Annotated in this window: 13 protein-coding genes; 9 read left to right on the plus strand and 4 right to left on the minus strand. The window is 57.3% G+C overall.

All coding sequences use genetic code 11. The features are described from left to right. Positions 1 to 238: 238 nt before the first annotated feature. From ACW9HX_RS23710 to ACW9HX_RS23740, 7 genes are all read left to right on the plus strand, one after another. Positions 239 to 826 carry a UPF0149 family protein gene (locus ACW9HX_RS23710; protein WP_085699577.1) on the plus strand — a complete coding sequence of 196 codons (588 nt, stop codon included), beginning with the start codon at positions 239 to 241 and terminating at the stop codon, positions 824 to 826. Positions 827 to 836: 10 nt separating this feature from the next. Then, a complete protein-coding gene (locus ACW9HX_RS23715) occupies positions 837 to 1,232 on the plus strand; it encodes a YbaN family protein (RefSeq protein WP_457382467.1) in 396 nt (131 codons plus the stop codon). Between the two features lie 557 nt (positions 1,233 to 1,789). Further along, on the plus strand, positions 1,790 to 5,365 hold the full coding sequence (locus tag ACW9HX_RS23720; RefSeq protein WP_457382468.1) for an RCC1 domain-containing protein: 3,576 nt from the start codon (positions 1,790 to 1,792) through the stop codon (positions 5,363 to 5,365). Between the two features lie 70 nt (positions 5,366 to 5,435). Beyond that, complete coding sequence (locus ACW9HX_RS23725) at positions 5,436 to 6,344, plus strand: Ig-like domain-containing protein (protein WP_457382469.1); 909 nt, start codon at positions 5,436 to 5,438, stop codon at positions 6,342 to 6,344. Between the two features lie 31 nt (positions 6,345 to 6,375). After that, positions 6,376 to 8,004 (plus strand): hypothetical protein, encoded by a 1,629-nt coding sequence (locus ACW9HX_RS23730; RefSeq protein ID WP_457382470.1) that lies wholly within the window; start codon positions 6,376 to 6,378, stop codon positions 8,002 to 8,004. Positions 8,005 to 8,062: 58 nt separating this feature from the next. Beyond that, on the plus strand, positions 8,063 to 9,658 hold the full coding sequence (locus ACW9HX_RS23735; RefSeq protein WP_457382471.1) for a hypothetical protein: 1,596 nt from the start codon (positions 8,063 to 8,065) through the stop codon (positions 9,656 to 9,658). Positions 9,659 to 9,784: 126 nt separating this feature from the next. Beyond that, positions 9,785 to 13,336: an Ig-like domain repeat protein gene (locus ACW9HX_RS23740; RefSeq protein WP_457382472.1), complete on the plus strand. Its 3,552-nt coding sequence runs from the start codon at positions 9,785 to 9,787 to the stop codon at positions 13,334 to 13,336. 138 nt (positions 13,337 to 13,474) lie between these two features. Here ACW9HX_RS23740 and ACW9HX_RS23745 read toward each other — a convergent pair whose 3' ends face one another. From ACW9HX_RS23745 to ACW9HX_RS23755, 3 genes are all read right to left on the minus strand, one after another. Continuing rightward, complete coding sequence (locus tag ACW9HX_RS23745) at positions 13,475 to 15,769, minus strand: autotransporter outer membrane beta-barrel domain-containing protein (protein WP_457382473.1); 2,295 nt, start codon at positions 15,767 to 15,769, stop codon at positions 13,475 to 13,477. Positions 15,770 to 15,958: 189 nt separating this feature from the next. Further along, positions 15,959 to 17,884: a hypothetical protein gene (locus ACW9HX_RS23750; protein ID WP_457382474.1), complete on the minus strand. Its 1,926-nt coding sequence runs from the start codon at positions 17,882 to 17,884 to the stop codon at positions 15,959 to 15,961. A gap of 94 nt (positions 17,885 to 17,978) precedes the next feature. Continuing rightward, positions 17,979 to 19,916 (minus strand): hypothetical protein, encoded by a 1,938-nt coding sequence (locus tag ACW9HX_RS23755; protein ID WP_457382475.1) that lies wholly within the window; start codon positions 19,914 to 19,916, stop codon positions 17,979 to 17,981. Between the two features lie 487 nt (positions 19,917 to 20,403). On the opposite strand from ACW9HX_RS23755, the gene ACW9HX_RS23760 reads away from it, so the two are divergent. Continuing rightward, positions 20,404 to 20,775 (plus strand): DUF6124 family protein, encoded by a 372-nt coding sequence (locus tag ACW9HX_RS23760; protein ID WP_457382476.1) that lies wholly within the window; start codon positions 20,404 to 20,406, stop codon positions 20,773 to 20,775. Positions 20,776 to 21,045: 270 nt separating this feature from the next. Next, complete coding sequence (locus ACW9HX_RS23765) at positions 21,046 to 21,504, plus strand: hypothetical protein (RefSeq protein WP_457382477.1); 459 nt, start codon at positions 21,046 to 21,048, stop codon at positions 21,502 to 21,504. 77 nt (positions 21,505 to 21,581) lie between these two features. On the opposite strand, the gene ACW9HX_RS23770 is transcribed toward ACW9HX_RS23765, so the two are convergent. Further along, positions 21,582 to 25,801: beta strand repeat-containing protein (locus ACW9HX_RS23770; protein ID WP_457382478.1), on the minus strand; the 4,220-nt coding region annotated here is incomplete at its 5' end.

Raw genomic sequence — 25,801 nt, forward strand, 5'->3', positions numbered from 1 at the left:
TGGTTCAAGACAGCCGAGGCTGCTTTAAACAAAACGTAAGGGCGCATTGCATGACGCCGTACAAAATCAGCCGCGACACCGGCAGGGATCGCAAAGCGCGGCAGTATACCCGAGCCCTCCCCGGCAAAGGGCACCGCCGATAAGAAGCTTGTAGGGGCAAATCTGCCGTGCGGCTGGCTTGAGGGCTCAAGAAGGCCTAGAATTCCCGCATTGTTTATTCCCCCAAGGTAGCCCTTTAATGTCCTTCGCCGAGCAACTAACCCGCCTGCAAGTCTTCCTCGACGCCGACGAGCTGCATGAAGAGGCGCTGGACTACGTGGCCGCTCACGGTTACCTGACTGCGCTGTCGATCTGCGCCGACGTGGTCCCGGATCGTGAGTGGATCGACGCCCTGTTCGCCGAAGAGCCGCACTACAGCAGCGAAGCCCAGCGCGAAGAAATCGAAGCCACGCTGATCGGCCTCAAGGCCCACATCGCCCGCCAACTGGCCTCCGATGAAGAATTCGAGCTGCCATGCGAGCTGGACCTGGGCGATGAGCCGGACGATTCCGAACTGCGCGGCTGGTGCATCGGCTTCATGGAAGGCGTGTTCCTGCGCGAAGCGGCCTGGTTCGAAACCGCCGAAGAAGAAGTCAGCGAAATGCTCCTGCCGATCATGGTCGGTTCGGGCCTGTTCGACGAACAGCCTGAATTCGAAGACATCGCCAGGGACGCCAACCTGATGGACGACATGATCGTGCAGATCCCGGAAGCCCTGACCGCGCTGTACCTGCTGTGCCAGGCACCCGACGAAAAACCGGCGATCCTCAAGCCACGTCATCACTAAGATCCGGCCTATGGACAACCCCATAGGCAACCGCCCCCTGATGTTGCGCTACATCCTGCTGGCCATCGGCTGGCTGAGCGTGGCATTGGGGGTGATCGGGATTTTCCTGCCTGTTCTCCCCACCACCCCCTTCCTGTTGCTGGCAGCCGCGTGCTTTGCCCGCAGCTCTCCGCGTTTCTACCAATGGCTGGTCGAGCACCCACGGCTCGGGCCATGGATCCGCGATTACCTCGACGGCAATGGCATTCCGCTCAAGGGCAAGGTCTACGCGATCGGACTGATGTGGGCGAGCATTCTGTTTTCCTGCTACCTGGTGCCGCTGCCGTGGGCGCGGGGGTTCATGTTGACCAGTGCAGTACTGGTGACGGTCTACATTCTGCGACAGAAAACCCTGCCCAAACGCTGAACGCTCAGCAACCGTTGGTCGTAGAACCCTACGCACCTGTCAGATCTGACAGTAGTCAAATCATCGATTCCAACCCTTAAATCACTCCGTCGCCCATCCCACGACAGGAGTGTCCGCCATGTTGAAAAAACCTGCGAAAAGAGTTCCCGCCCTGACGCTTGTCGAGCTGGAAATCCCCGACAAGCAACCAAAGCAACTGCCTTCCGGTGAGTGGGGAATCAATCTGGCGGCTGCGATGGGGGTACATCCCGAAAAAGGCCTGCGAATTCATATCCCCCCATGGACCGTGATGTGCGTCGGCGACAAGGCCGAACTATTGCTCAATGGTAATTCCGTTGATCAGATCACCATCAAGGAAGACGCCGAGGTGGGGCAGCGTGTAACGCTGTTCGTCGCCCCCCCGACACGCACAGACAGGCTCGCATACCCTGTCTTACCGCATCACCCGCCACCTTCAAACGCCGGAAACCCAGACGCCTCCGACCAGAATATACGTAAAAATCGAGATTCCGGGTGGGCAGGATACGGATCCGGATCCGGGTCATTCCGAACTGTTCATGTATATCGATCCGGAAATCGTCAACGGCGTGGTGGACAAGGAAATAGCAGAAGACGGTGTCTTGATTGTTATCCGTCCCGCGTCTGGAACCGGCTTGCCTTACCCCAATGCAGCGATAGGTGATGTGATCATTGTGACCTGGGGGGGTCTATTCGTGGAGTCCGAACCTCTGACTCGCGAACAAATCAATGACCCAGACAACAACCCGATCGAAATCCTGATAGAAAAAGAAATCATCGAAAAGGCCGGCGATACCGACGACTCAGGTCTGGCTGTGAGCTTCATTCCAAAGGACAAAGTAAATAATTTCGCAGAAGACTGGTGCAAGGAAACCCGGATCAGAGTCTCTTTGGGCGTCGACCTGCTGCTCGCCCCAATTGTCGAACGGGCCATCAACAACGTACTTGATCTTGAGAAGCTGGGTGATGCCAAGGTCATCGTCCAAGTGGTGGCCAGGAGTCCAGAATTCAAACATGGCGACAAAATCGAACTGAAGATGCGCGGCACCACAGCAGATGGCGATCTGATCGAAGCCACGGCTCCCAGGGTAGAAATTGACAACCTGCCACACACCTACGAGTTGACTATCCAGAACTCGGATGCACGCAAACTGGCAAAAACCCAAGCGACTTTCTCTTATCGCCTCATTCGTGCTGGCAGTTTCGACCCACTGCAATCCAAAGGCCAGTTCGTACAAATCGAAGGTGAAGCCGATCAACTGGCCGCCCCGATTTTCGACGATGAGAAAGATGGCGCCATTCCCCACGACCTCCCAAGGACCGCTTTGCGGATTCCACACAATCCGATCATTGAAGTCGGCATGGCAATCGAACTTGTATGGTTCGGCCAGCGCCCCGATGGCACCATCTATAACCCAGGCTTCGAAGATGATTGGTATTTCCCGGACAAGTCCGAAGTGGAGAATCCAGAAGGTTTTGTCATTTTTATCGACGGCGAACACATTCACATCCTCAACGGCGGAAATGTGGTCGCGTCCTACATACTGCTGATGGACAAAGACGGCGAAATCGTCAAACGCCGCTCTCGACCAGCGGCCTCCATCAACATCGGCGAGCCGCAGTTCGAACTGGTCAAACCCATCGTTCTGGGAGAGCAGAATGGTGGACTGGAGCCCGGCGACCTGCCCGCCGGCACCAGCAAACTGACGGCGCCAAGACCCACCGGCACGCCAAGCAAGTCTGGCGACAGAGTGACCTATTTGTGGGATGCCGAGCTCACAGGCAAGAAGGAAGACTTCGTCGTCCTGAACGCCCTCTCGGCCGACAAGGACGTTAACTTCACACTGGATGCCAAATTCGTAGCCGAGCACATTGAGCCCAACCGCGGAAAAAAAGTGACGGCCACTTACCGGATCTTGCGCAACGAAACCGACATCACCAGCTATTCCAATCCCCTGACCTTCGTCGTCGGCAAGGCAGACCAACCACTGCTGGATCCAGCCAAGGTACTGCAAGCCACTGACGGCATACTGGACCCATCCAAAGTCCCGAACGGGGCTACCGTCGAAATTGCCGCCAACCGGCCAGAGAACGCCGGCGATCATTTCTATATGCAGTGGGCCACGACGGACGGCGTGACAGTGCACAAGGACGACAAAACCATCAGCGGAAACAACAAGGGCAAACCCGTTGAGTTCACGGTTGACCAAGCCATCGTGCTGGCCTGCCTGAACAAGAATGTGGTGATCAGTTATTACGTGGCACTGTTCGAGGGTGGCCAAACCCCGGGGGAGGATTATCCGCTGAGAGTGGAGGCGACGGAGTTCACACTGCCAGACGCCACTTTCAGAGAAGCGACCGGAGCGCAAAAGGATCAGTTGAATCCCGATGATGTTCACCCGAACGGCGCAACGGTGGTGATACCGGCATCTGCCCTTCTAAAGACAGACGACGAAATCACGGTAACGGTGGAGGGGCAAACCACTACCACGTATCCGCACACTGTGCTGGCCGGGCAAGCCGACAAAGAGCTGTCAGTGATCAAGGTGCCGCATAGCGTGATCAACGCCAACGAAGGCAGGGACATCGCCTTGAGCTACGAAATCGAGCGCAAGGCCGGCGGAACCGATGGTCCCTCCAACCCGACGGTTTACGATGTGCGCAAGGTGATTGGCAGTGGCAAGTTGCGGGTCATGGGGGCTCGCTACAACAAGGGGATTTATCGGGAGACCAGTTCCAGCAGGCTCATATCAGCCTTCAATGCAGACACCCTGCAACGCGTACAGGCCGAGTGGAAATACGCTGACGACAGCACCTGGAAAAAAGCGGAGATCTGGGCCGATACCAACCCGTACGCCCCCTTGCAAGTTCGCACCAGCGACGACCAGGTCACCTTGAACAGAGTGAATGTATTTGGCACCGGTGGCCCGGGCACTCCCGCCAATGACGGGGCATTCGTGGCGTTGCGGGACAAGAACAATCTGGCAGCCTGGGGTAACTCATCGAATGGCCAGAATATCCCGCCAACCATTCTGACGTTCACCGACAACGCCTGGGTTGCTTGTTCTGGCAGCTCTTACGCGGTGATTCGCACCAACAACTTCACTGTGGCCTGGCCCGGGACAGCAGGTCAGGGTGGAGAAATGGGCGCGGTTGTTCCTACGGACTTCAAACTGCTCGCTGGCAACAGCGTTGCTATTGCGGGCATCAAAACCAATGGAACAGTCCATGCCTGGGGCACCGCTGCCAGAGGCGGAACCCCATCTGCCGAGATACTGGCCTTGAGAAATGCAGTCGAACTGGCCCCGGCCGGAGATGCTTTCGCCGTCCTCACGGCAACCGGTCAGGTGATGGCGTGGGGGGGTGGAGCGGGGTTTGGCGGTGTTGTTCCTCCAGAGATCGCCAGCCTCACCGATATCAAACACGTTATCGGCAATGGCTTCGCTTTCGCTGCACTTCGGGAAAACGGCAGTGTGGTCGCCTGGGGTGATCTCCTGAAAGGCGGCACGGTACCCGACGATGTCGCCGGCCTGACCAACATCCAGGCACTCGCCTGCGCGAATGCTCAGGCCTTTGTCGTCATACTCACAAACCGACAGATCATGGGCTGGGGCCCCTCTGCTTATGGCGGGACAATACCGGCGGAAATCCGCTCCCTGACGGATATCATCTCGGTCGTCGCCAGTTCGAATGCGTTTGCAGCGCTTCGAGACAGCGGTCACGTCGTCGGATGGCCCGAGGCTAATTCGGGTGGCCTGATACCTGACCCGATCGCTGGCAGAGACGATCTTGTTCAATTGGCCGCCACCGCTGGAGCGTTCGCCGCAGTGTGCAGAGATGGAACCGTGGTGGCCTGGGGAGACCCATTGCTCGGCGCAGATACCACGCCCGTAGCCGCCAAACTGGTCAATGTCACCGCGATCTACGCCAACCGTCATGCCTTTACGGCACTCACGTCCGACGGCGAGGTAGTGACCTGGGGCGCGGCTCTCGCCGGCGGCGACAGCAGCGCCGCTCAAGACCGGTTGAAAGGCCAGGTGTCGTACTACGCCAATGCGGCCACCCGCGGTCTGGCGCTCAAGGCCAGTCGTTTGGCCAAACTCAATACTCCCTGACACCTTCGATGATGCCTTGCTGTGCGGCGCTCACCCGAGTGCCGCCATTCTGACTTCAGGAGAAGGTGACATGAACCAGACCAAAGACAATCTGCGGGCGCCCACCGTAGACGAAGCGCCCGACAAAATCCTGGATCCGCAAACGCTTCCACCCGAGGGAGCGACCGTCAGGATAAAACCCTGGACGCCCATGACGTTCCGCGATCACGTTTACCTGTTCGTCGGCGATACCTACACCGATGACCTGCCGATCAGCGCCGGCGCTGTCGACAAGGATGTCTTGTTCAAAGTTGAGGCCAGGGAGTTTGTTGCCGATGAGCATGACACCGTGCCGATTCGCTACGACGTGCAGCTGTATCAGAGCACACGTGAACCATCGGACACTCTCGATCTGAAGCTGTCAGCGGCTTTCGAAGCGGATGCGATGCTGAATCTGAACGGCGAAAACTATATCGCCTCCGTCGAAAAGCCTCCATTGACGATACCTTCTGCCGCCCGAATGACCCGACTTGCCAGCTGGGGTGTCGGTCCCTACAAGTACCTTTGCAGCGACTCCTCGATTGCCCTTGTCGGCGAACAATCCGGCGAAGTCACCGCGCGGCGCAATGGGCAATGCACCATCAGCGCAACCGACAGCCGGGACCAGACACGTGCATTCGCGCTGACCGTCAAAGGTATCCAGGAAGTGCACTTCCTGAGCCCCGGCGCGGATTGGCAAGGCATGGCCAGAATCTGCGCCACGGCGAACCTGAAAGCGATCACGCTGGTCCAGGCCAAACGCCTGTGGACGCGGTACTTCCCCGACACCGGCCCCGTCGCGGACTTTCTGGAATGGCTGAATTACCCGGTGTGGACCGCCGACGCCCTGGGCGCCGGCACCGCGTGGACATATGACCTCAATGGTTCTTCGGTGAACGACAACGCCAGTGGCCAGGACACAACCTCGTTCTGGCAGGTTCTGGGTGTCTCCCAGAATTGAGCACGGTGACCGAAGACCCGCGGAGAACTCCATGCAAAACACGTTGCGAATCAAGATTCTGCTGCTCGCCTTGTTGCTGTTCAGCAGTGTCGGCCAGGCTGCAACCGGTCCGGAAACCGCTCAACTGCTTAACCAACGCTACCAGAACACCCCCAGCCAATGTCCGGGTGACAATCCGGCGTATTTTTGCAGCGGCGTGCTGGTGTTTGGGAGCGATGGGCCAGCAGAGTTCTGGAAACACAGTGCGACCGCCACCCAGCTCGGTGCAGAGGGTTTCAACTATCTGCGGGCCGATCTCGGCACCCGCACGCTGCCGCAGACATACGGCGCCGTGTTCAGTGATCAGTTCACCGCGATAGGTCTTGGCAAATCGCTGGATGTCCTGTGCGCCTACCCGTTCGAATTTCCGATACCCGCAACCAGACCGGACATGGGCTGCGGCTGGGCTGCCGCGGCACTGGAGCGCGCGCAGGACGTCAGCTCATGCACGGCGCTGGGCGTGACTGACGCACAAGGCTGGCTCGCGCACTTCGCACAACAAGGCAACCAGGCCGTCGCGCAATGTTCACTCAGCAGCCAGAGCCCCACACAGTTCAAGGCCAGCCTGATTGCGCACCAAGGACTCGATGCCACATGGTCGGCACTGCCAATGCGAGTGCAAATCCGCAACTGGGACGAACCGGCACCTGCAAGGCTGTCGCTGCAAGCGCTGTTTTATGACATGAAACAGGCAGGCTCACTACTGGGAGCGCAAAAAAATCAGCGCGATTACTTCAAGGCTACAGGGGAGTGGTTGCCGATCCTGCGCCTGGACCTGAGCCTGGCACCGAACGGGGTATTCGGTTTCAACAAGGAAGAGCAGTTGTACACCGGATATGAGGTGGCTGCGCGATTGAATGCGCGCGCTGTCGACAAGACCGAAAACTGCAAGGGCAACACCGCGTCCTACCACTGCGCCGGTGTCATGATCCGCGCAACCAGTGTCTCCACTGGATATCACTCCTGGAATCCCAGCGACCAATCCATAAAGGGCAACGGCGTTTCGTTTACCTTCGTCACGCACGGCGCGAAGATTACCCAGGCCTACAGACCCCAGGGATTTATTGTTCGCGAGTCTTTCGCCCCATCCGGCAAGCCACTGACGGTTCGCTGCATTTATCCCTTTGACGCCGCAACCGGCAATTCACCGGACATCTGCCGAACCCACGGCGATACTTGCGATGCGCTTGACGTCACAACCAGCGATTTATGGACTGCACGTTATGCATCCACGCCGACCCGATCCTGCGCCTTCAATACCGATGCGCAGAACTTTCAATTAGCAACCACGGTTCGGCCATTCGCCGTCGACCCTTTCGGCTGGAATGAATTAGTCATCGAGCCCTGGACCGAGGAACATCCAGAGCGGCTTCCAATGGAAGCTATCGCGATTTTCAGCCCCTCTTACAACGCAGGAGATGGCCTGGCAGGCGCTCGATTCATTCAACGCGATTATTTTCAGGTTACAGGCCGCTTCCTTCCGATCGTACGGGTGCTGTTTACGGCAGCACCGGGGTCGACTTTCAGCTATGACGTCGAAGATCAGGCACTCGGCGATTCGAGTACGCAGACACTGAAAAACGCCATCCCGTTCCAGCCTGAATCCATGCGGGATGATTAGAGCCTCCAAGTATCTGCATTTCCAGACGACTGCGCCACGAGGCATCGGGGAGTGCGTTATGCCAAACACGTTGCGGATCAAAAAACTGTTGCTTGCCTTGTTGATGGTCTGCGGCATCGGACAGGCTGCCACCGGCCCGGAAACCGCTCAGCTGCTCAACCAGCGCTACCAGAATATCTCCAGCCAGTGCCCGGGCGACAACCCCGCGTATTTTTGCGCCGGCATTTTGCTGCTCGGCAGTCAGGGCGCAGAAGCTTTCTGGAAACACTCGACGCAAGACGTCCAGCTGGGTGCGAAAGGTTTCAATTATCTGCGTGCCGATCTCGACATCCGGTCACTGACGCAAAAATACGGTGCAGTGTTCAATGATCAATTTACCGCCATCGGTCAGGGCAAGGCACTGGGTGTGCTATGTGCCTATCCGTTTGAGTTTGCGGTTCAGAGCATACGCCCCGATTTCGGCTGTGGGTGGACGGCGACGGTAAGGGGACAGGATGTCAGCTCCTGCACGGCCCAAGGTGCGACCGATGTGCAGGGCTGGCTTGCGCACTTTGCGCAACAGGGCAATCAGCCTGCCAGGCAATGTTCGCTCAGCACTCAAGATCCGGTGCAGTTCAGTGCCAGTCTTGTCGCGCACCAGCGCATCGACGCCACATGGTCCGCCAGACCCACGCAGCTGCAAATCAGGAACTGGGACGACCAGACGCCAAAGCAACTGCCACTGCAAGGTCTGTTCTATGACGTGACGCAGACTGGCTCATTGTCGGGCGCGCAAAAGGATCAACGTGATTATTTCAACGCCACGGGTGACTGGCTTCCCATTCTGCGCATGGACCTGAGTCAGGCACCGAATGCCGTGTTCGGTTTCAATCAGCAGGATCAGTTGTACATCGGTTATCAGGTCGCGGCGAGATTGAATGCGCGGTATGCCGATACAAGAATGGCCTGTCCCGGCAATGGAGCGGCGTATAGGTGTAACGGTGTTCTGGTGCGTACAACCAGTGCGACGCCGGAGTACCGCGCATGGAACCCAAGCCCGGGCTCCATTGAACGGGACGGGGTCTCTTTTTCTTATCTGCGAGCCGATGTTCATCTGCCGATTCTGCCGTGGTCAAAGCCCCAGGGTTTGATCATGAAGGAACTGGCAGCGCCAACCGCCTATCCCCTGACATTGCGATGCGCCTGGCCTTTCGACGGTGCCACTTTTTATCGAAGCAACAGCTGCAACGCGCATTCTGAGTCTCCAACCGCAAGCCGACCTTGTGATGAACAGGGCATCACCACCGTAGATGCCTACATCGAGCACATCTACAAGCAGCCAAGTCGCTATCACGGTTGCAGCCTGAAAGGCGACCAGGCCTCCTTTGCGGTAAGCATCGAAGCACGCTCCAGGCTGACGGCAGCCGATCAGCGGGTTCACAACGAAGTCATCATCGCCAATTGGCCCCAGGACATACCGGCGCAGCTGCCCCTCGAGGCTTTTTTCTATGTCGCTGTCACGGGAAAGTCCAGTGCGCGTTATTTCCAGCTCGATTACTTTCAGCGAACCGGCCACTTCCTTCCGGTCGTGCACCTGACCTCCAGTGTGGCGAAAAATGCCTACGTGTTTGAATTCGATCCGCAGGATCAGATCGTTGCAGGCGAAATCCCATAAGCGTTGAACCGTTGGTCGCAATACCCTGCGCACCTGTCAGATCTGACAGTACCCATCCTCCCTCCCCTCAGGTTCAATAAAAAACCGCCTGCAAGTCCCACTGCGCAATCGTTAGGGGTTTTTGTCATGCACTCCCACAGTCTCTTTCTGTTTCCCGATCTCGACCAACCCGGCACTCTGGCGCTTCGGCCCATGCAGATCAGCGGTGCGGTCAGGCCCATCGAGGATGCCGATGGCGGGATCAATATCTGGGTGGTCGAGGAAAACGCCAGTGGTGTGATGTGCGTGATTTCGGCGTACCTCGACATGCTGGAGGGTGATCAGAACGATATTTACTGGAACGGCATTCTGGTGTTCACCCGAATGGTTGAACCGGGGGAAAAAGACAAACATCTGTTCTTTTACCTGCCCAAGGCGCTGTTCACGCCCGGTCTGCATGAGTGCTTTTATGAGTTGAAACGGTTCGGCGCAACCAAACCGGACGATCCCTCTGTGTTGTCACAGTTTTTCGTCAAACTGATCCGCCCGGGTGGGAACAAAGACGGGAACGCTCACAGACCCGAACTTGGGCACTCCGAACTGCGTTCTGCGGTATTGCCACAAGAGATCATCGACCAAGGGGTTATCGACGCGGACTGGGCAAAAAAAAGCGTTCCCCTGACCGTTCCTTCATACCCGGAAATCAGGGTGCGAGACACGATTCTGGTGTACTGGGGCAGCCATACCCTGGCGCCGCACCTCGTCACACAAGATCAGGCGGAAGGCAAGGATCCCATGGTGATCGTGGCGACACAGGCAGACATTCTGGCCGGTGGCGACAGCGCGGCACTGGTGATCAGGTACGACGCTATTGATGAAGTCCGGAACTGGCCGCTCCAAAAATCCCAATTCACACGGATAGCCGTCGACGCCGGCGCCGGGCGTCTCTGCGCACCGATCATCAAGGAGTCGGTCAACGGCGTTATAAAGATCCTCGACTTGAACCAACAGGACGTCACGGTCCAGGTCCATATCCAGGGCTCGGACTTCGCACTGAACGACTCGGTAACCATGACCTGGATCGGCACCCCCTTTACCGGCAAGCCGTTGATTCACACTGAATCCAAAACGGTGGCGAACATCCCGAGTGTCATGGAATTCAAGGTGTCGTACGCGCAAGTCCGCGCCATCGCCATGGGCCGGGCCGATGCCTCCTACGTGCTGACGAAAGCAGACGGAACCTCGCCGATGTCCTCCAAACGTGAGTTCGCCGACGTAGTGGGTGACGTTTTGATACTGGACGCTCCGAGAATTGCCGAGTTGGTGGGTGACATACTCGAGCCGGACCTGCTCTACGCCACGGTACGAATCAGCTATACGGGAATTGCCAATGGCGATTGGGTCGCCATCCGCTGGATAGGTGAAAAGTCCAACGGCCAGCCCTACGTCCATGAAGACAGTCACACTGTCAGTGACAATGAGGCGAAAGAAGGCTTTTTCACTGTTTACGTCGACAAAGAGCACATCATCGTTCTCGACAAGGGCAGCCTCGATCTTTGGTATACCGTCTCCAATGACAAGCCGAAGCTCTACGGCGTCAGCGATTCAGAACATCTGTTGGTCAAGGTGCAAGCCGTTGCCGCGACATTGCCGGCTCCCGGAGTGGAAGAAGAGAATCCGCCCGGAATTCTGGACCCCTCCAATATCTCCGATAAAGCCACTGTTCTCATTGACTACACAGGAACCGTCCGAGAAGACATTCTGACCTATTACTGGATGGCCCCTAACCCCGTCGACAGTGTCAGCGACTGGATTCCCATCACCACCCTGATCGCTGGAAAACCCGTACGTTTCCGTGTGGATGCGCGATTTGTAACAAGCAACATCGGGCAGCTAGTAAAAGTACGTTATTCATTGTGGCGTGCTGCTACCCGGCAATACGAATACTCGGCCGATCTCAATCTCTTGGTGAGCGAGCCCATTGGGAAGTTAATCCCACCCGAGGTCAGACAGGCCCCGAATGGCACTCTGGACCCGATTCAAGGACGCGACGGTGTCGATGTCTTGGTTCGCTATCCGAGCATGAAACCTTATGTCGACAAGATCACGTTGAAATGGCTGGGAACACCAGGCGAAGGCTCTTCCGAGGATCAGGAGTTACCGGGCGACGCCAGCGGCGTAGTCGAGTTTCATCTGAACAGTTCAGTGGTCGGCCCGAACGTCGGCAAACAGGTCCAGATCAGCTATGTCGTTGACCGCTATGGAAAGACAACCGACTCACAGGTATTGGATTTGCTAGTTGATCAATTCAAGGACCCTGAAAAGGAATTGCCTCGCCCCGATGTTCCTCAGGCATTGAACGATGTGCTGGATTTGATTTTCTTTAGCGGCAATGCGCAAGTGCTGGTCAGACCTTGGCCATTTATAGCCCTCAAACAGCGGCTATGGTTGCGACTGCAAGGCAAGACAGACTCGGGCGTCGATTACGAGATCAAATTGCTGGACGGCATGGAAATATCAGATGCACAAGTGCGCAATGGTTTGAATGAAACACTGCTCCGAAGCGAACTGATGAAACTGGACCATTCCACACCGGCGACAGTGATCTGTAAGGTAACCCTCAATGGCAGCACTCTGGAAAGCGGCGCCATCGAGTTTCCGCACCGACGACTGACCATCAGAACCCGTTACGACTATCTGACACCTGAAATTACTCTGGTCACCGATTCCAAAGGCGCCGTTGTGCAGGGGGGCATCACTTTTGACAAGTCAGTGACGGTCACGGGCAAAGCAACGGTGAATGAGCGAATCCGCTTGCGCGATGGCGCCAGCTCAGTGGGTGAAGCCCTCACTGATGACGCTGGCGAGTGGAGAGTTCCCCTCACCGGGTTGGCCGAAAAAAGTTACAGCCTCACAGCCCTTGCACTGTACGGCGACGGCGCGATCTCTGCACCACCTCGTACCTTCCGGGTTGCGGCGGCCGTCCAGCCGACTATCACCAGCGTGACGGATAAGGCAGGCAACAACATCGTTGACGACGGATCTACAACCCAGCCCACTGTTGCGATCAACGGTCGCGCACCCGAAAACGCCACGATCGATCTCTATGACGGAACCGCACTGTTGCGATCGTTACCGGTGACCAACGACGTCTGGAGCTTGCCTCAAACAGGTTTCGCACCGGGAGGGCATACCATTACGGCCCGAAGTACAAACGGCACAGGGCTCACATCAACCGTGCGCAGATTCACCAGTGTTGCGGGGCTGACAAGAGACTTCACCGATTTTGCCAATCAGAACTGGAACAACTGGGTCGGAGGGCCAGGAGTTGACCCAAGGGATCTGCGACTGCGCAACGTGAGTGGCAACTGGAGATTCCACAACTACACCTACACCAATAGATCCAACGGAGTCATCATTCAAAAGACGCTGAACAATCTGCTGGTGGGTCGTCAATATCGATTTTCTATCAAAGCCATCCGTTTCCAGGGGGCCTATGAGGTTCCATCATTGTCGATTAGAGCGGCTGGCAACAGTATTGCTGGCCCCACCCGAATTACTTCGCTGACCAACTGGGTGACTTTGTCAGGTACCTTTATCGCCACTGCCACCAACATCATTGTGGACGTTTACAGCAATGTCTCCACAGGAATTGGGAACGACTATGAAATCGATGACATTGAGATCGCTATCATTTGATCGACAGAACTGTTCCTTATCCAACTAGAGGGAATGGTTGAACGATATGTCCCAATGAGTACAGTCAAACTGTGCCAGGCACAAAAAAGCCGCTACTCCCTGAAGGAGTAGCGGCTTTCTGATACTCGGGACTGTCGCTTACCAGCTAAACCTTACCCCCACATTCCCACCCAAACGCTGCTCAATGTATTCGCCATTGGCGTAATCCAGATCGACATGCACCTGCCACTGCTCGGACATGGCCACCGCTACACCGGTACCGAATTCTGCACGGCTGCCCGAAAGGTCGTTGTTGAACACATTGTTGTTGACCTTGACCTCGTTGTTTTTCGCAAATTCATGAGCAATGGCTGCACGTACATAAGGTTGCGCGACGGCGCCGTTGCCTATGTCGAAGTTACGCCCGAACGTGGCGCCGGCCTTGCCCAGAAGCGAGCTGGCATGATCGCCATCGGCCTCCATGTCGTTGTCCAGGCTGAAGCGTTTGCCCTGGATCCGCGCTACCGAAATCAGGGCGAACGGTTCGATGAAGTATTGGTTGGCCAACTTGATGTGACGACCGACTTCCGCCGAAGCACTGACGCCCCAATTGTCGTAATCGCCCTTGGCACGGGTGCCGTCGCTCAAACCGACCTTGGCCTCATTCTGGAACCGGTTGAATTTAAGCACGCCATCAACGTAGTAGCCGCTGTCCGGATCCATCCACGTTGCATACGGCGCGACGTAGTAACTCTTGACCGTACCCGACGTGCCCTGCTCGACATTCAGATCGGACTCGCTGAAACCACCCATCAAACCCAACAGCACATTACTTTCACCCACCCGGGCATCGGCCCCGAGGGAAAAACCCTGCTGGTTCTGCTTGTACGCCACACCGGAACCTTCGGATACGTTGTACTGGTTGCCGTAGGTGCGCGCCCAGGCGCCCGACTGACCACCGTTGAACCGCAACTCACCCATGCGGCTGCGCAACGAGTTCGCTTCACCGTACAACAGGGTAATCGGCGCGTTGAACAAGGCCATCACCGCACTGGCACCCGGGCTGATCACCTGGGTGGCCGGATCGAGAAACCACTCAGTGCCACCCGTTCCTGCGGGCCGCTGGGCCAAGTCATAGGACCAGGCACCGAGATCCACTCGCCCGCCCGTCAAAGCAAACTGCGCATCACCAGCGGCGGTGTGCACCAGAGTCAGTTGCTGCGGGTTCACCGCATCCAGACCGGACGCCGCCACCAGTAAGCCGAACGACCCGGTCGCCACACCGGTGACATTGAGGAAGTCATGCTGGCCCGTGGCGAAGTTGCCCTTCATGGCGAAGGTACTGGAACCATCCGGCGAGCCGGCCAGCGTACCGACATTCAACTGGTAGAAGGTATTCGGTACATCCTGCGCACCAAAGCGAACCGTCGCGCCATTCATGGCGAGGGTTCCTACAGTGTCGTTGCCGGTCAGGGTCCAGATGGAGCCGCTGTTGACGGTCACGCCGTTGACCTTGTCGAGACGGCCGGTGAATTGCGAGCTGTTCTGCAGGGTGACGTTGGCAGCCGAACCGGTTTCGACCAGCACATCACCAGTCATTCGGCCTTGATCGAAGGTGAGATTGCCGGTGCTGTTGCCGGCGATGTTGATGTTGCCCTGCAACTCGCTGTTGGCGACGGTCATGGCAGCGGTGGAGGCGCCCTGGACGTCGAGCAGGAGGTTGTTGCCGGCGAGCAATTGAGTTTTGTTGAGCACTCGGATATCCGCGTCCACCCCGGAATCAGCGAGAATCGCGGCTCCGCTTTGGCCTTCCACTCGAACATTGTTCAGCGTCAGCTTGGCACCGTCGCCGACACCTTCGCTGTCAGCGCGCAGCCGCGCGCCATTGGTGCCACCGGTAAAACTGCCACCGGTGGCCGTAACATCGGCGCCGAAGGAGTTCAGACCGATCCCCCCCGCCCCGGTTGCAGTGACGTTGGTGTTGGTCAATACGCTCGTGCTGCCGCCACTGGTTTCGATCCCGGCCGTGACGCCGGTGATACGGGTGTTGCTGATCGTAGCGGTCGAGCCCGTGGTAGTGCCGCTGGCCCGGTTGATGAGCATGCCCATGCGGTTTCCGGTCACAGTGACGTCATCCAGGGTACCGCTGGCGTTGGTGATGTTCACCCCCGCGCTACTCAGACGTCCTGTATAGGTACCGCCCACGGCATTCAACGTCGCATTGTCTCGGACGAAGACCTCGAAAGTATTCGCGCCGTTGGCGTTCAACACACCGCCATCTCGCACCAGATAATTGTCGGTGGCAGTATTTTGATCGATGTCTGTGGTCTGCCCCGCTCCGATCGTGGTTAACGCAACCGCAATGGAGCTTGACAGCAGGGCAGGTGGGAATATCAGCCATACCAGTGATTTTCTGGTTTTCAAGGCGGGAAACAACTGTAGACAGGTTTTCATGGTAACTCCTTCCAAATTTTGAGCGGGGGGAAGCCCCTCATAGAAGGGCATCAGAAATTTGGGCGTACAGTACAAGGAGATAGCCGGTAGATATGTAGGATTAATCCTTAATTAGAGGAGGATTTATTCCGCGGCAGACAGAAGAAAAGAGGCGGAAAATACTCCCGCCTCTGATTGATCACTTTGATTTCAAGTGCCCGGGCAGAACGTCCCAGTGTTGTCGATCATTACGACCCTCTCCTTATGCCCAATGGAGCTGTGGGTTCGCCCTCCAATGTTTGTTGTATAAATGATTTCCCCTTCTCCGTCCCTGATGGGTTTGAGCGCAGCCGAAAACGGAAGGTAAACTTCAAAGCCATTTATATGTTCCTCGTCCCTCAAAGTCTTCTGGAATGTATAGTCAGGAATGGCAGGATCACCCGGCACCCCTGGCGTACCTATCCATTTGAAGTCGAGAACCATTCCATCCGCTAGAGACCCTCCTCCTGCCACTTTTACAATAACCGCCTTACCGACGACCGGTATATCCCTCAGTGAACTGCAGTTACAATATTTTTTCCCCGCCGGATTGGTAAACAGGTGTTGAATGACTGGATCAGGCAAGTCAACTGGAAAAATATAAACATCAACCGGGGTGGGCGGCGACGGATTGCTGTTGTTACCGTTACTGGTTGGATTGGTAATCTTGTATCTCGCTTCAAACTCACCGTTACCAGTCGCCTCGAAAATTTCCGACTTAAGTTTGAACGGAATTTTAAAAGCAGGATCTTCCGTCCCGAGCACTGCATAGTGCCCTTCCGGTGGCGGAACCAATACTTTATTCCAAAAAAGATTGACAAAGTCCCCAGCCTTGTAGCCGTCATAGATTGTCAAGTCAATATCGACAACAGTACCGACATCACCCTCAACCAGTTCGTCATCGGCTGTTGAACCTTTGACGACCAACTTGTCCAGATTCGGATTACCCAATTCCGGATCAGGTTCAGGATTGACGGGCCCGGCGATAGTCAAATTGACATCTACCACTTGTCCCACCGTTTCGGGGAATCGATCCGTGCCTCGAGCGATTTCATACGTCACATTGAATTGTTTCGGACCGTCGCCCCCTGCGGCTATATCCGCATGAGGCACATCGACAATCACCGCAGTGGTGCCATCTGTTGGAACGCCAGGCTGGACTATTCCGTTGATCGTTACTACAGCCAAATCGCCCGGCAAGCCGTCATTGAAGGTTGGAATGACTACTGCCACAGATGGCCAGGCGTCGTTTATATCGATTACGCCATCATCTGCCCATTCGGGAATTTCTGGTGGTTGTAAACCACTGGGAACCGGAGTCAATCTGATCGAAAACTTGACGGGATCTGAGGACGGACCAACATTTCCCACACGATCTTCAGCTTTTACATAAGCAATAAAGTCACCCGATCCTGCCTGGATAACGATATTTTTTGGTACTTTGAAATTCGGTATCCGAGTAAAATCTTCGGTAACAAAAAATGCATCAATCACAACGGCCGGATCACTTTTCCCATAATGGCACCTGTAGATATCACCCGCTTTCACATCACTCGGATTAACACTTGTCAGAGGGATACCGTCCAGTTCCTCCAGAATTTCGCGAGTCACCACGCCTCCGATAATTTTCGAATCCGGTACAGGCTCAGGAAAGGGTCTACCGTGATTAGGCGCAACATCATCGATAAAAAAAACAGACTCATCAGAGGTATTATCATTGCCGGCATAATGTGTTTGATAGCTCAATCTAAACACCCCAGGAGTTGCCGTTTCCGTTCCTGGTAAAATCACCCCGAAAGCAGGAAGTGGAGGGATACGAACCTCGACATAGGACGTAATCGGGATTAAATCTTTCATCAATCTGATAAAAGTATCTCCCGGTTGTGCACCAGGGGGAACTTGCACATTTTCAACCGTCACATTGCAGTCAGTGCCCTGACGATCCGAGTGTAGTTTCTTTATGTCATCGCCGGGAATGGCCGGCAATAAGTCATCTACCTCGGGTTCCTGTCCCGCACGTGCGCTAATGGCCCTTCGCAAGTCAGCCAGTTTATTCCGAGTAGCCTGTGCCAACGATAACTTTTGAGACTTTGTCATTGCTATTCTCCTTATCACTAGACGCGTCAGGTTATCTGCACTCTTTACCGATGATCAGACAGATTCCGGACATGCACTTCGGTTTAACTAAAAGTCAGTTCTCTTCACAAATATCATTGGTTGGCGAGCAAACTTCGCCGCTGGGCATTGTTCGATTGATCACTACAAACTCCGGACAGGAGCGGCCTCGGCCACCATTACTTTTTTCCAGCCGGTAATACACGAGTGCGGAGCCGTTATTCACCATCGGCTCAATCAGTTTTGGGTAGTCTGTGACAACGATGTCGATGTCTGCGCCGGGCAGCAGCGAAACGAGATCCTTAACGATTTCGTCATAAGCTCCCGCAATGGGGCTCGTACCGTTGGGCCCTGAACACCCCTGCCAGACAATCACAAGCCGGTCGCCTTGCTCGATTCGAGGGTCAGCCAACACTCGCACCCTCACCCCTTCCCAAAGTCGTGGCCGTGCACAACAGTTGAGTACGCCCTGTTTCCCCCCATCCGGAAACTCCGGCTCCTTGAGGTTCTCGATCTGGACAATATTGACCACGACAGAAGTCGGCAGCGACTGCTGCTCGTTGACGTCATTGCTGGTGATGTAGTGAACCGGCAATGCCGGATTCTGTTTGTCGGTATCGATGACAGGCCACGGCACCTGAACCTCAATCGTTTTACCCGAGAAATCACCTGCCTTTACGTCGTAACGAACGACGGCTCCCGGAAAAAGGCCCCAGAAGAAATCAATCCAGTCACCGGGCTCGGGATCATCGAACAGTACGAACCGGATAGTCGCCGGAAAACCGTGGTCTTCAGACAACAAGGTGTTTTTGGTCTGGGACTTTTCCCCGTACACCTCCACCAGAGCGAGCTTTTCGTTGAGACGTGCCGGTGCCTTGTCGTGATCCTGCCCAGCCAGCGACAAGTCGACCGGCACGGAAATGTCCGGCGAGGGCGGAGAATAAGTACTGCCCTGGCGGATCCGGTAACTCACCTTCGCACGCAACGGCCCATCGCCATTGGCATGCAACTTTGACCAGGGCACCGGTATTTCCAGCGGGAAATCGGAGGGGTCGACCGGGAACTCGTCGAGCGGCGTGCCATCCCAGTCAACCGCCGCCCAATGCTGGGAGTCGGCAAAATCGTATTCATCAATCAACACCCACAGCCGGTCACGGGCATGTTGACGATCCACCCGGCCTCTGGAGGACAACTGCACCCTTGGCGGAGGCAAGGCCCCCGGTGCCGGGGTCAGATCAACCATGATGTCCGCCAGATAGGAAATCGGTCCGGAATTCCCGGGCCAATCCCTCAAGTAGTAATAGAGGAAACGTTTACCCGAGCCCCAGGCACGGATTTCATCCGCGTACACCGTGATGCGCAGGCTTTTGGCAGCCACATCCTCAGCACTGAATTCCTGTTCGCGAATGGGCTTTTCGCTATCAGGCGGGTTTTCCTTGTCAGTCCAGAAATACGGTGCCCGATCCTTCGCCTCGGCGTCGTTGTACCAAGGCACCGTCACCCTGACCTCGCCTTCCTGCGCCAGAAAAGCTTCGGTGATCGTGCCATTCAACTCGTGCGGAAAAATGACGGCCGCGGGCTTGTTGCCAAAGTTGGGTTTACCGGTATCGATGGTCAGGGTTTTCCGGGCGCCCAGGTTCGGGTTGCTGCCGTAGATTGAAACCCGGAGCGCAACCTCATAGACACCGGCAGACAGCAGGTCTTTCGGCACCTTGAGGGTTTGCGGGAAGGATACGAGATCGCTGGTCGGGAACCAGCGTTCGTCGACCTTTCTGAACGAGGTGCCTATCGACATGAACCCCAACTCGACCAGATCGGATTCGCCCTGAACAGGACCGCGTCCGAAGTCTTCAAACAAAACAACCAGGTCATCCCCCAGTGCCGACAGAGGCAGAAGTCCACGTGGGTCATCGGGATCAAGGACGGCAGGGACATCCGGCTTATCGATGAGGGCACTGTCTGGCGCGGTTTCATCTGCGGATAGAGGGTCGGCAGGGGTATCGGGCGTCGCCATTTGAAGCCTCCCTCGATTGAGGTTCTGTCCCGCGCTGCAGGTACGCCGGACCAATGGCTTCATTTAATGCCCCTGCCCGACAGGCTGCTACTGTCAGAAATTACAGGTTTTGCTACCGCTCGTCGGAGATCGGGAGCCGGAAGCAACTCGACGGAGCGGCATAAACAGAAATGTTTAAGAAACCGGATCGGTGACTGACTCTGGCTACGCATCCTTGCGCCGATGCCTACGCATCAGCCAGAATCCGCCGGCTTGTGCGCCTTGGGGGCGGGTTCTATTGTTTGGCGGTCGCTGACTTTTCAGTGATCGGGTTTAGCAGCTCGGCAATTCTCAGGGCACGCGGGTCTCGCTATTAAGTTATGGCGGCTTTGCGTGGGGCACTTCGGTGCGCCGGGATCCTTGAGCCTGGTCTGCTAACCCGCGTACAGCCGCCACCTCTTCGTTTAGCAGCGATGGTTGACGGCTCCATTTCTCAAGGAGCTTTACGATGATCAAACCTACGCCAAACCCACCCGAAACCGACACCACCTCGCCCTACGAAACCCTCGACTCAAAGAAATTCCACGAAGCCGCCGAGCGCGCCCTCGACCATTACCTCAATCCCCTCCTCCCCAGAAAACCGCTGCTCAAACCCGGCACCCGCTACCTCATCGCCCCCAGCATCGACAGCGAAGAACTGCTGGCCGACGCCTGCGAAACCCTGACCTCGGCCAAGGTCATGGCCAACGACTTCGCCGGGCTGGTGGATGGCTCGCAGCGGCATGTGCTGCTGGGGATTGCGCAGTTGATCATGCTCGGTGAACTGGCGGTGAATCGGGTGCTGGATAATCTGGAGTTGAAAGCAGAAGCGCCGGAGTAGAGAAACTCGGTGAATCGCTGCCGGTGAAGTCTCCATCGATACCGTTCGTCCAGTTTCGTTGCACACCTGTCAGATCTGACAGGTGTGCAACTCGCCATTCCAGCGTTGAATAACTCCGAGTGACGGGAGCACCCTGCCAGTTCAACGCTAAGCATGCTGGGCTTGTTTGACTCCGACACTCTGAAGGCAGACAGATCTTCCGGAATGAAATGGGCCATCAACCCGCCGCATCGATCAACTTTCCTACTTGTTGTAGCCTGGAGACACAAAATGATTGAAGACTTTGATAAATATCCAGAGAGCACTATCGCTGAAGGCGAGTCACTCACACTGGACGGCATGAAGCTCATCCATTTATCCGGCGAAAGCCCCATGGGCATTGCTTCGCTTGAAAAAATCCCAGGCGACTTCCCACCAATCCCGGGCCGACGTGAAGGTAAGCTGCTGACGTTCTGCATCGGAAAAAATCTCGGCCCGCAAAGAGCGAGACTCGACTTTTTAAATGCCACTTACTCAAAGGTGAGCTTCTACCATTCATGGATCAATAACAACGGCGTCGTAGAGGTTCATTACTACAACAGTAACGGGACTTTATTGGGCTCTGTCCCGCTGGGGACCTCCCTCGGGGATGCCGTTCTGGTTGAACTCAGTGGCAAGGATATTGCTCGACTCGACATTAATATGAGTAGTCATGAATGGTTTGGAATTGACTTCGTAAAAGCGCAATAACGAAAGGAAACACCAAACAAACAAAACCCGCCATCGCACGCTGGCACGATGGCGGGTTTTGTCTTTTCAGCCCCGACTCACACCGTATCCACCTTCAACGAATGATCATTCAACATCCCGTTGATGATCGTCGCCGTGTCATGCCCGCCCGCAATCACCCCGCCCGCCCCCGGCGTCACCCCGTAATGGCTGGCCAGGTTGACGCCTGCAAGGTCGATGGTCTGGTTCGGCGTGGCGCCGGCCATGGCGCTGACGTCGATGGTCGTGACCACCGAGGCGCCGCTGCCGGTGACGGTGAAGTGCAGGTAGTCATCCAGTGACGCCGCCGTGCCGTTTTCACCTTGCAGCAGTTGCGACAGATCCAACTTGTCGGTGCCGGGGGTGAAGTCGGTGACGGTGTCGTGACCGCTGTTGCCTTTGAGCCACTGGAAGGTGTCGGCACCCGGCCCGCCGGTCAGGGTGTTGTTGCCCATCCCACCGATCAGCAGGTCATCGCCCCCCCCGCCGTTGAGAATGTCGTTGCCCAGGCCGCCGTTGATCACGTTGTTATTGTTGTCGCCGGTCAGGGTGTCGTTGAAGTTTGAGCCAACGAGGTTTTCGACGTTGCTGATGGTGTCGATGCCCGCGCCGATAGTGTTCTGCGCACCGAGCAGGCTCAGGTTGACCGTGACCCCGGCCGTCGCGTGGGCATAGCTGACCGTGTCGATCCCGGTGCCGCCATCGAGGATGTCATTGCCCGGCCCGCTGTAGAGCAAGTCGTTGCCGGCGCCTCCGTGCAGTTCGTTGTTGCCGGAGCCGGCGGTGAGCACGTCGTTGCCGTCGCCACCGTTGAGGATGTTGTCGCCGCTGCCCGCCACCAGCACGTCATCGCCGGAAGTCCCGGTGAGGGTGTGGCCGTCCTGATAGCTGATGGTCACGTTGGCGGTGTCGCTGCCGCCGTGGTTGTCGTTGGCGGTGTAGGTGCCATGGTAGTCCGGGGTGATGTCGTGAGCCCCGGCGTAGTTGACCGTCATGGTCAGTTGATAGTTTTCCGCGGCATTGGTGTTGCTGCCGCTGGTGTTGGTGATGTTGGTCACGTGGATCTGGTACGTGCCATCGGCGCCGGCGGTGATGGTGCCGCCATCGGCGATGCTGACGAACGCCCCGCCGTTCACCGAGTACTCCATGGTGATATGCCCGGCCGCCAGGTTGTGGTCGAGGTTGAGGGTCTCGCCCTGTTTCAGTTTGACGGTGATCAGGTCTTCGTCGTTGGCATTGGCGTTGGTCACCGCGCCGAGGTAGCCGCTGACCACCAGCACCGCCGTCATGGCCGCGGTGTTGGCCGCGAACGAATTGCGCACGTCCGCCAGGTTCTGGTTGGCAGCGGTGTTGCTGGTGCCGGTGAAGCTGATCGCCCCGCTGCCGGTGAAGTCCGCCCCTTTGGCGACCCAACCGGTGTTGAAGGTGGTTGGCGAGGCGTTGAGGGTGTCGTTGTCCGGATCGGTGTCGTTGGCCAGCAACAGTTCGCCGGGCACCACGACATTGCTCGACAGCACGTTGGTGATGACGTGGTCGTCCACCGCCACCGGTGGCGAGTTGGGGATCACTTTCACTGTCAGCGTGGAGCTGGCGAGGTCGCCGTCGTTGTCACTGAGGGTGAAGCCGATGTTCTCGGTGATCACCGTCGTGGTGGTTTTCTGCGAGGTGTAGCTGTATTCGCCGGTATCGAGGTTGATCACCAGAGTGCCGCTGTTGTTGGTGGCGATGCTCAGGCTGTTGTCCGCCGTATTGAACGTGCCGTGGTTGGTACCGCCGCTTGCGGTCAGCGAGCCCTGGCCGGCATTGCCTTTCGGGTCATAGGTGTAGGTGGTGCCGTCAACCACGATGGATTTGATGAAACCGCCATCAGCACCAAACGTCCCGCCATCCCCCAGCAACGAACCGGTGACCGGCGCGCCCATCACCGTGCCCGAAAGCACCGAATTGAGCTGGTTGAGGTCGGTGACCACCACCGCGTTGGTGTTGGTGTGGCTGATGCCATCGTAGGCGATCGGATCGAGGTTGGCGTTGCTCACACCACTGCCGAGACCGATTGCGTAGTTCTTGATGTTGTTGGCATCAAGGAAGGCTTTGAGCGCGGTTTCGTCGGCGGTGCCGATTTCCTGGCCGGTGGTGGGTTTGCCGTCGGAGAAGAAGTAGCCGACGTTCTGCGCCCCGGTGAGTTTGCCTGAGGTGTTGAACGCCGTTTCCATGGTCGCCACGGCAGCGTCGTAGTTGGTGCCGCCACCGGCGCTGAGGCCGGCAAGCAAGGTCTTGGCAGTGGCGACATCGACCCACACCGAGGTGCGGTCGGTGGCGTTGCTGCTGAACGTGACGAGCTGCACTTTCACATCGCCCAGATCATCGTACTTGTCGAGCAAGGCACTGATCGCCTGCTTGGCCAGGTCCAGCCGCGACAGACCCGGCACGCCCGAGGCGTCAGCCATGCTGCCGGAGATGTCGAGCACGATGAGGATGTTGGAGTCGATCTCCACCGCCGCCACCGACCGATCCGACGCCACGGCTTTGGGCACGTCATCGACGATGTTGACCACGATGGTGCTGGTGGTGCTGTTGCCCAGCGCATCGGTGGCTTTGTAAGTGAAACTTTCGCTCAGGGTGTTCGGCCCGTCGTTGGCGTTCGGCGTGGTTTTCGGTGCCGACGTCAGAGTGTAGGTGTACGTGCCGTCGAGGTTCAGCAGGATCTGTCCATAGGTGCCGGTGGCGCTGCCGACCAGGGTGTAGGTGATCGCGCCGCTGCCGCCAGTGACCGCGCCGACCAGGGTGCCGGTGGCGGTTTCGCCGGTGTTGGTCGGGTCACTGCCGGTGACCGTACCAGGGGCCAGGTCTTGCCCATCCTTGGTCAGGTCGAGGGCTTTTTCGTAGACGGTCACGTCCTGATCGACCGAGGCCACGAGTTTGCTGTCGGCGACGTTGACGGTGATGGTGGTGGTGCTTTCATCGCCGTCACTGTCACGGATGGTGTAGGTGAATGTGTCGGTGGCGCCCGGCGGGCTCACCGAGTTCGGGTTGCTGTGATAGACCGCGTTGCCCGCCGCATCCAGAGTCAGATAGCCGTAGGTGCCGTTGATGTTGCTGTTGAGGCCGCCGATGGCCGAGGTCGCGGTGTTGCTGCCGGCCCGCACGCCGACCACCGCACCGCCCGCCGCCGGGCCATCGGCACCGGTGACGTCGTTGCCCAGCACGCTGATATTGACGGTGCCGCCCTCCACCACCGAGCCGGTGTCGGCCTTGGCGGTCGGCAGGTCATCGATGATGTTGACGTTGATCTGTCCGGACGCGGTACTGCCGTCGCCGTCGGTGGCTACCACGTTGAAATTCTCGGTGATGCTGTTGGCGCCGTTGCCGCTCGGGTGTGCATCGTTGTGAACCAAGGTGTAGCTGTAGCTCACGACGCCGGTCGCGGCGTTGAAGCCGGTGACGGTCAGCGTGCTGCCCAATGGCGTGGTGACCGATTGCGGAAAGCCTGCGGCCACGCCGTTGGTGACCACCGCGATGCCGCCGACGGTGAGGGTTTGCAGACCGTCGAGGGCGGTGACGGTGAAGGTGCCGCTTTGGGTCAATGCCGTCGCATCCGGCGCAGTGCCGTTGCTGAGGTTTTTCTCGAAGACAGTGAGTTCGCCGCCGTTGACGTCGAGGCCGTTGAGAATCACCGGATCGTCGTTGTTGTGGATCTGCAGAACCAGGTTCGCAGTGCTGGTGTCGCCGTCCGAGTCAGTGATGGTGTAGGTGAAAGTTTCAGTGCCGTTGCCATTGCCGTGCAGGGCTTTGAAGTCGGCGTCGTTGGTGTTGAGGGTGTAGGTGTACGTGCCATTCGCGTTGAGCACTAACGTGCCGTAAGTCCCAGTGAAAGTACCCGCAGTGATCGGTCCGGCATTAGCGCCGGTTGGGACGCGGTCGGCGCCTTGAACGTCGTTGGTCAGGACGTTGCCTGTCAGGGTCAGGTTAGTTTCCGAAGCGGTGCCGGCATTGCTGTCGTTCACGCCTTTTGGCAGGTCGTCGACGATGTTCACGTCCAGGTTTGCGTTGGCGGTGGTGCCGTTGTCATCAACGACGGTGACGGCGAATTGCTCGCTCAGCGTATTGGCGCCGTTGGCAGTCGGATGCGCGTCGTTGTGGTCGAGGGTGTAGCTGTAGCTGACGACGCCGGTTGTGGCGTTGAACCCGGTGATGGTCAGCGTGCTGCCCAGCGGCGTGGTCACCGATTGCGGGAAGCCTGCGGCTACACCGTTAGTGACAACGGCGATGCCGCCCACGG

The organism is Pseudomonas sp. SDO52101_S400 (genome assembly GCF_054071635.1).

Coding starts and splice junctions, on each gene's coding strand:
- ACW9HX_RS23725 (WP_457382469.1), top strand. CDS start 5,436: ATGAACCAGACCAAAGACAATCTGCGGGCGCCCACCGTAGACGAAGCG.
- ACW9HX_RS23710 (WP_085699577.1), top strand. CDS start 239: ATGTCCTTCGCCGAGCAACTAACCCGCCTGCAAGTCTTCCTCGACGCC.
- ACW9HX_RS23760 (WP_457382476.1), top strand. CDS start 20,404: ATGATCAAACCTACGCCAAACCCACCCGAAACCGACACCACCTCGCCC.
- ACW9HX_RS23745 (WP_457382473.1), bottom strand. CDS start 15,769: ATGAAAACCTGTCTACAGTTGTTTCCCGCCTTGAAAACCAGAAAATCA.
- ACW9HX_RS23755 (WP_457382475.1), bottom strand. CDS start 19,916: ATGGCGACGCCCGATACCCCTGCCGACCCTCTATCCGCAGATGAAACC.
- ACW9HX_RS23740 (WP_457382472.1), top strand. CDS start 9,785: ATGCACTCCCACAGTCTCTTTCTGTTTCCCGATCTCGACCAACCCGGC.
- ACW9HX_RS23730 (WP_457382470.1), top strand. CDS start 6,376: ATGCAAAACACGTTGCGAATCAAGATTCTGCTGCTCGCCTTGTTGCTG.
- ACW9HX_RS23720 (WP_457382468.1), top strand. CDS start 1,790: ATGTATATCGATCCGGAAATCGTCAACGGCGTGGTGGACAAGGAAATA.
- ACW9HX_RS23715 (WP_457382467.1), top strand. CDS start 837: ATGGACAACCCCATAGGCAACCGCCCCCTGATGTTGCGCTACATCCTG.
- ACW9HX_RS23765 (WP_457382477.1), top strand. CDS start 21,046: ATGATTGAAGACTTTGATAAATATCCAGAGAGCACTATCGCTGAAGGC.
- ACW9HX_RS23750 (WP_457382474.1), bottom strand. CDS start 17,884: ATGACAAAGTCTCAAAAGTTATCGTTGGCACAGGCTACTCGGAATAAA.
- ACW9HX_RS23735 (WP_457382471.1), top strand. CDS start 8,063: ATGCCAAACACGTTGCGGATCAAAAAACTGTTGCTTGCCTTGTTGATG.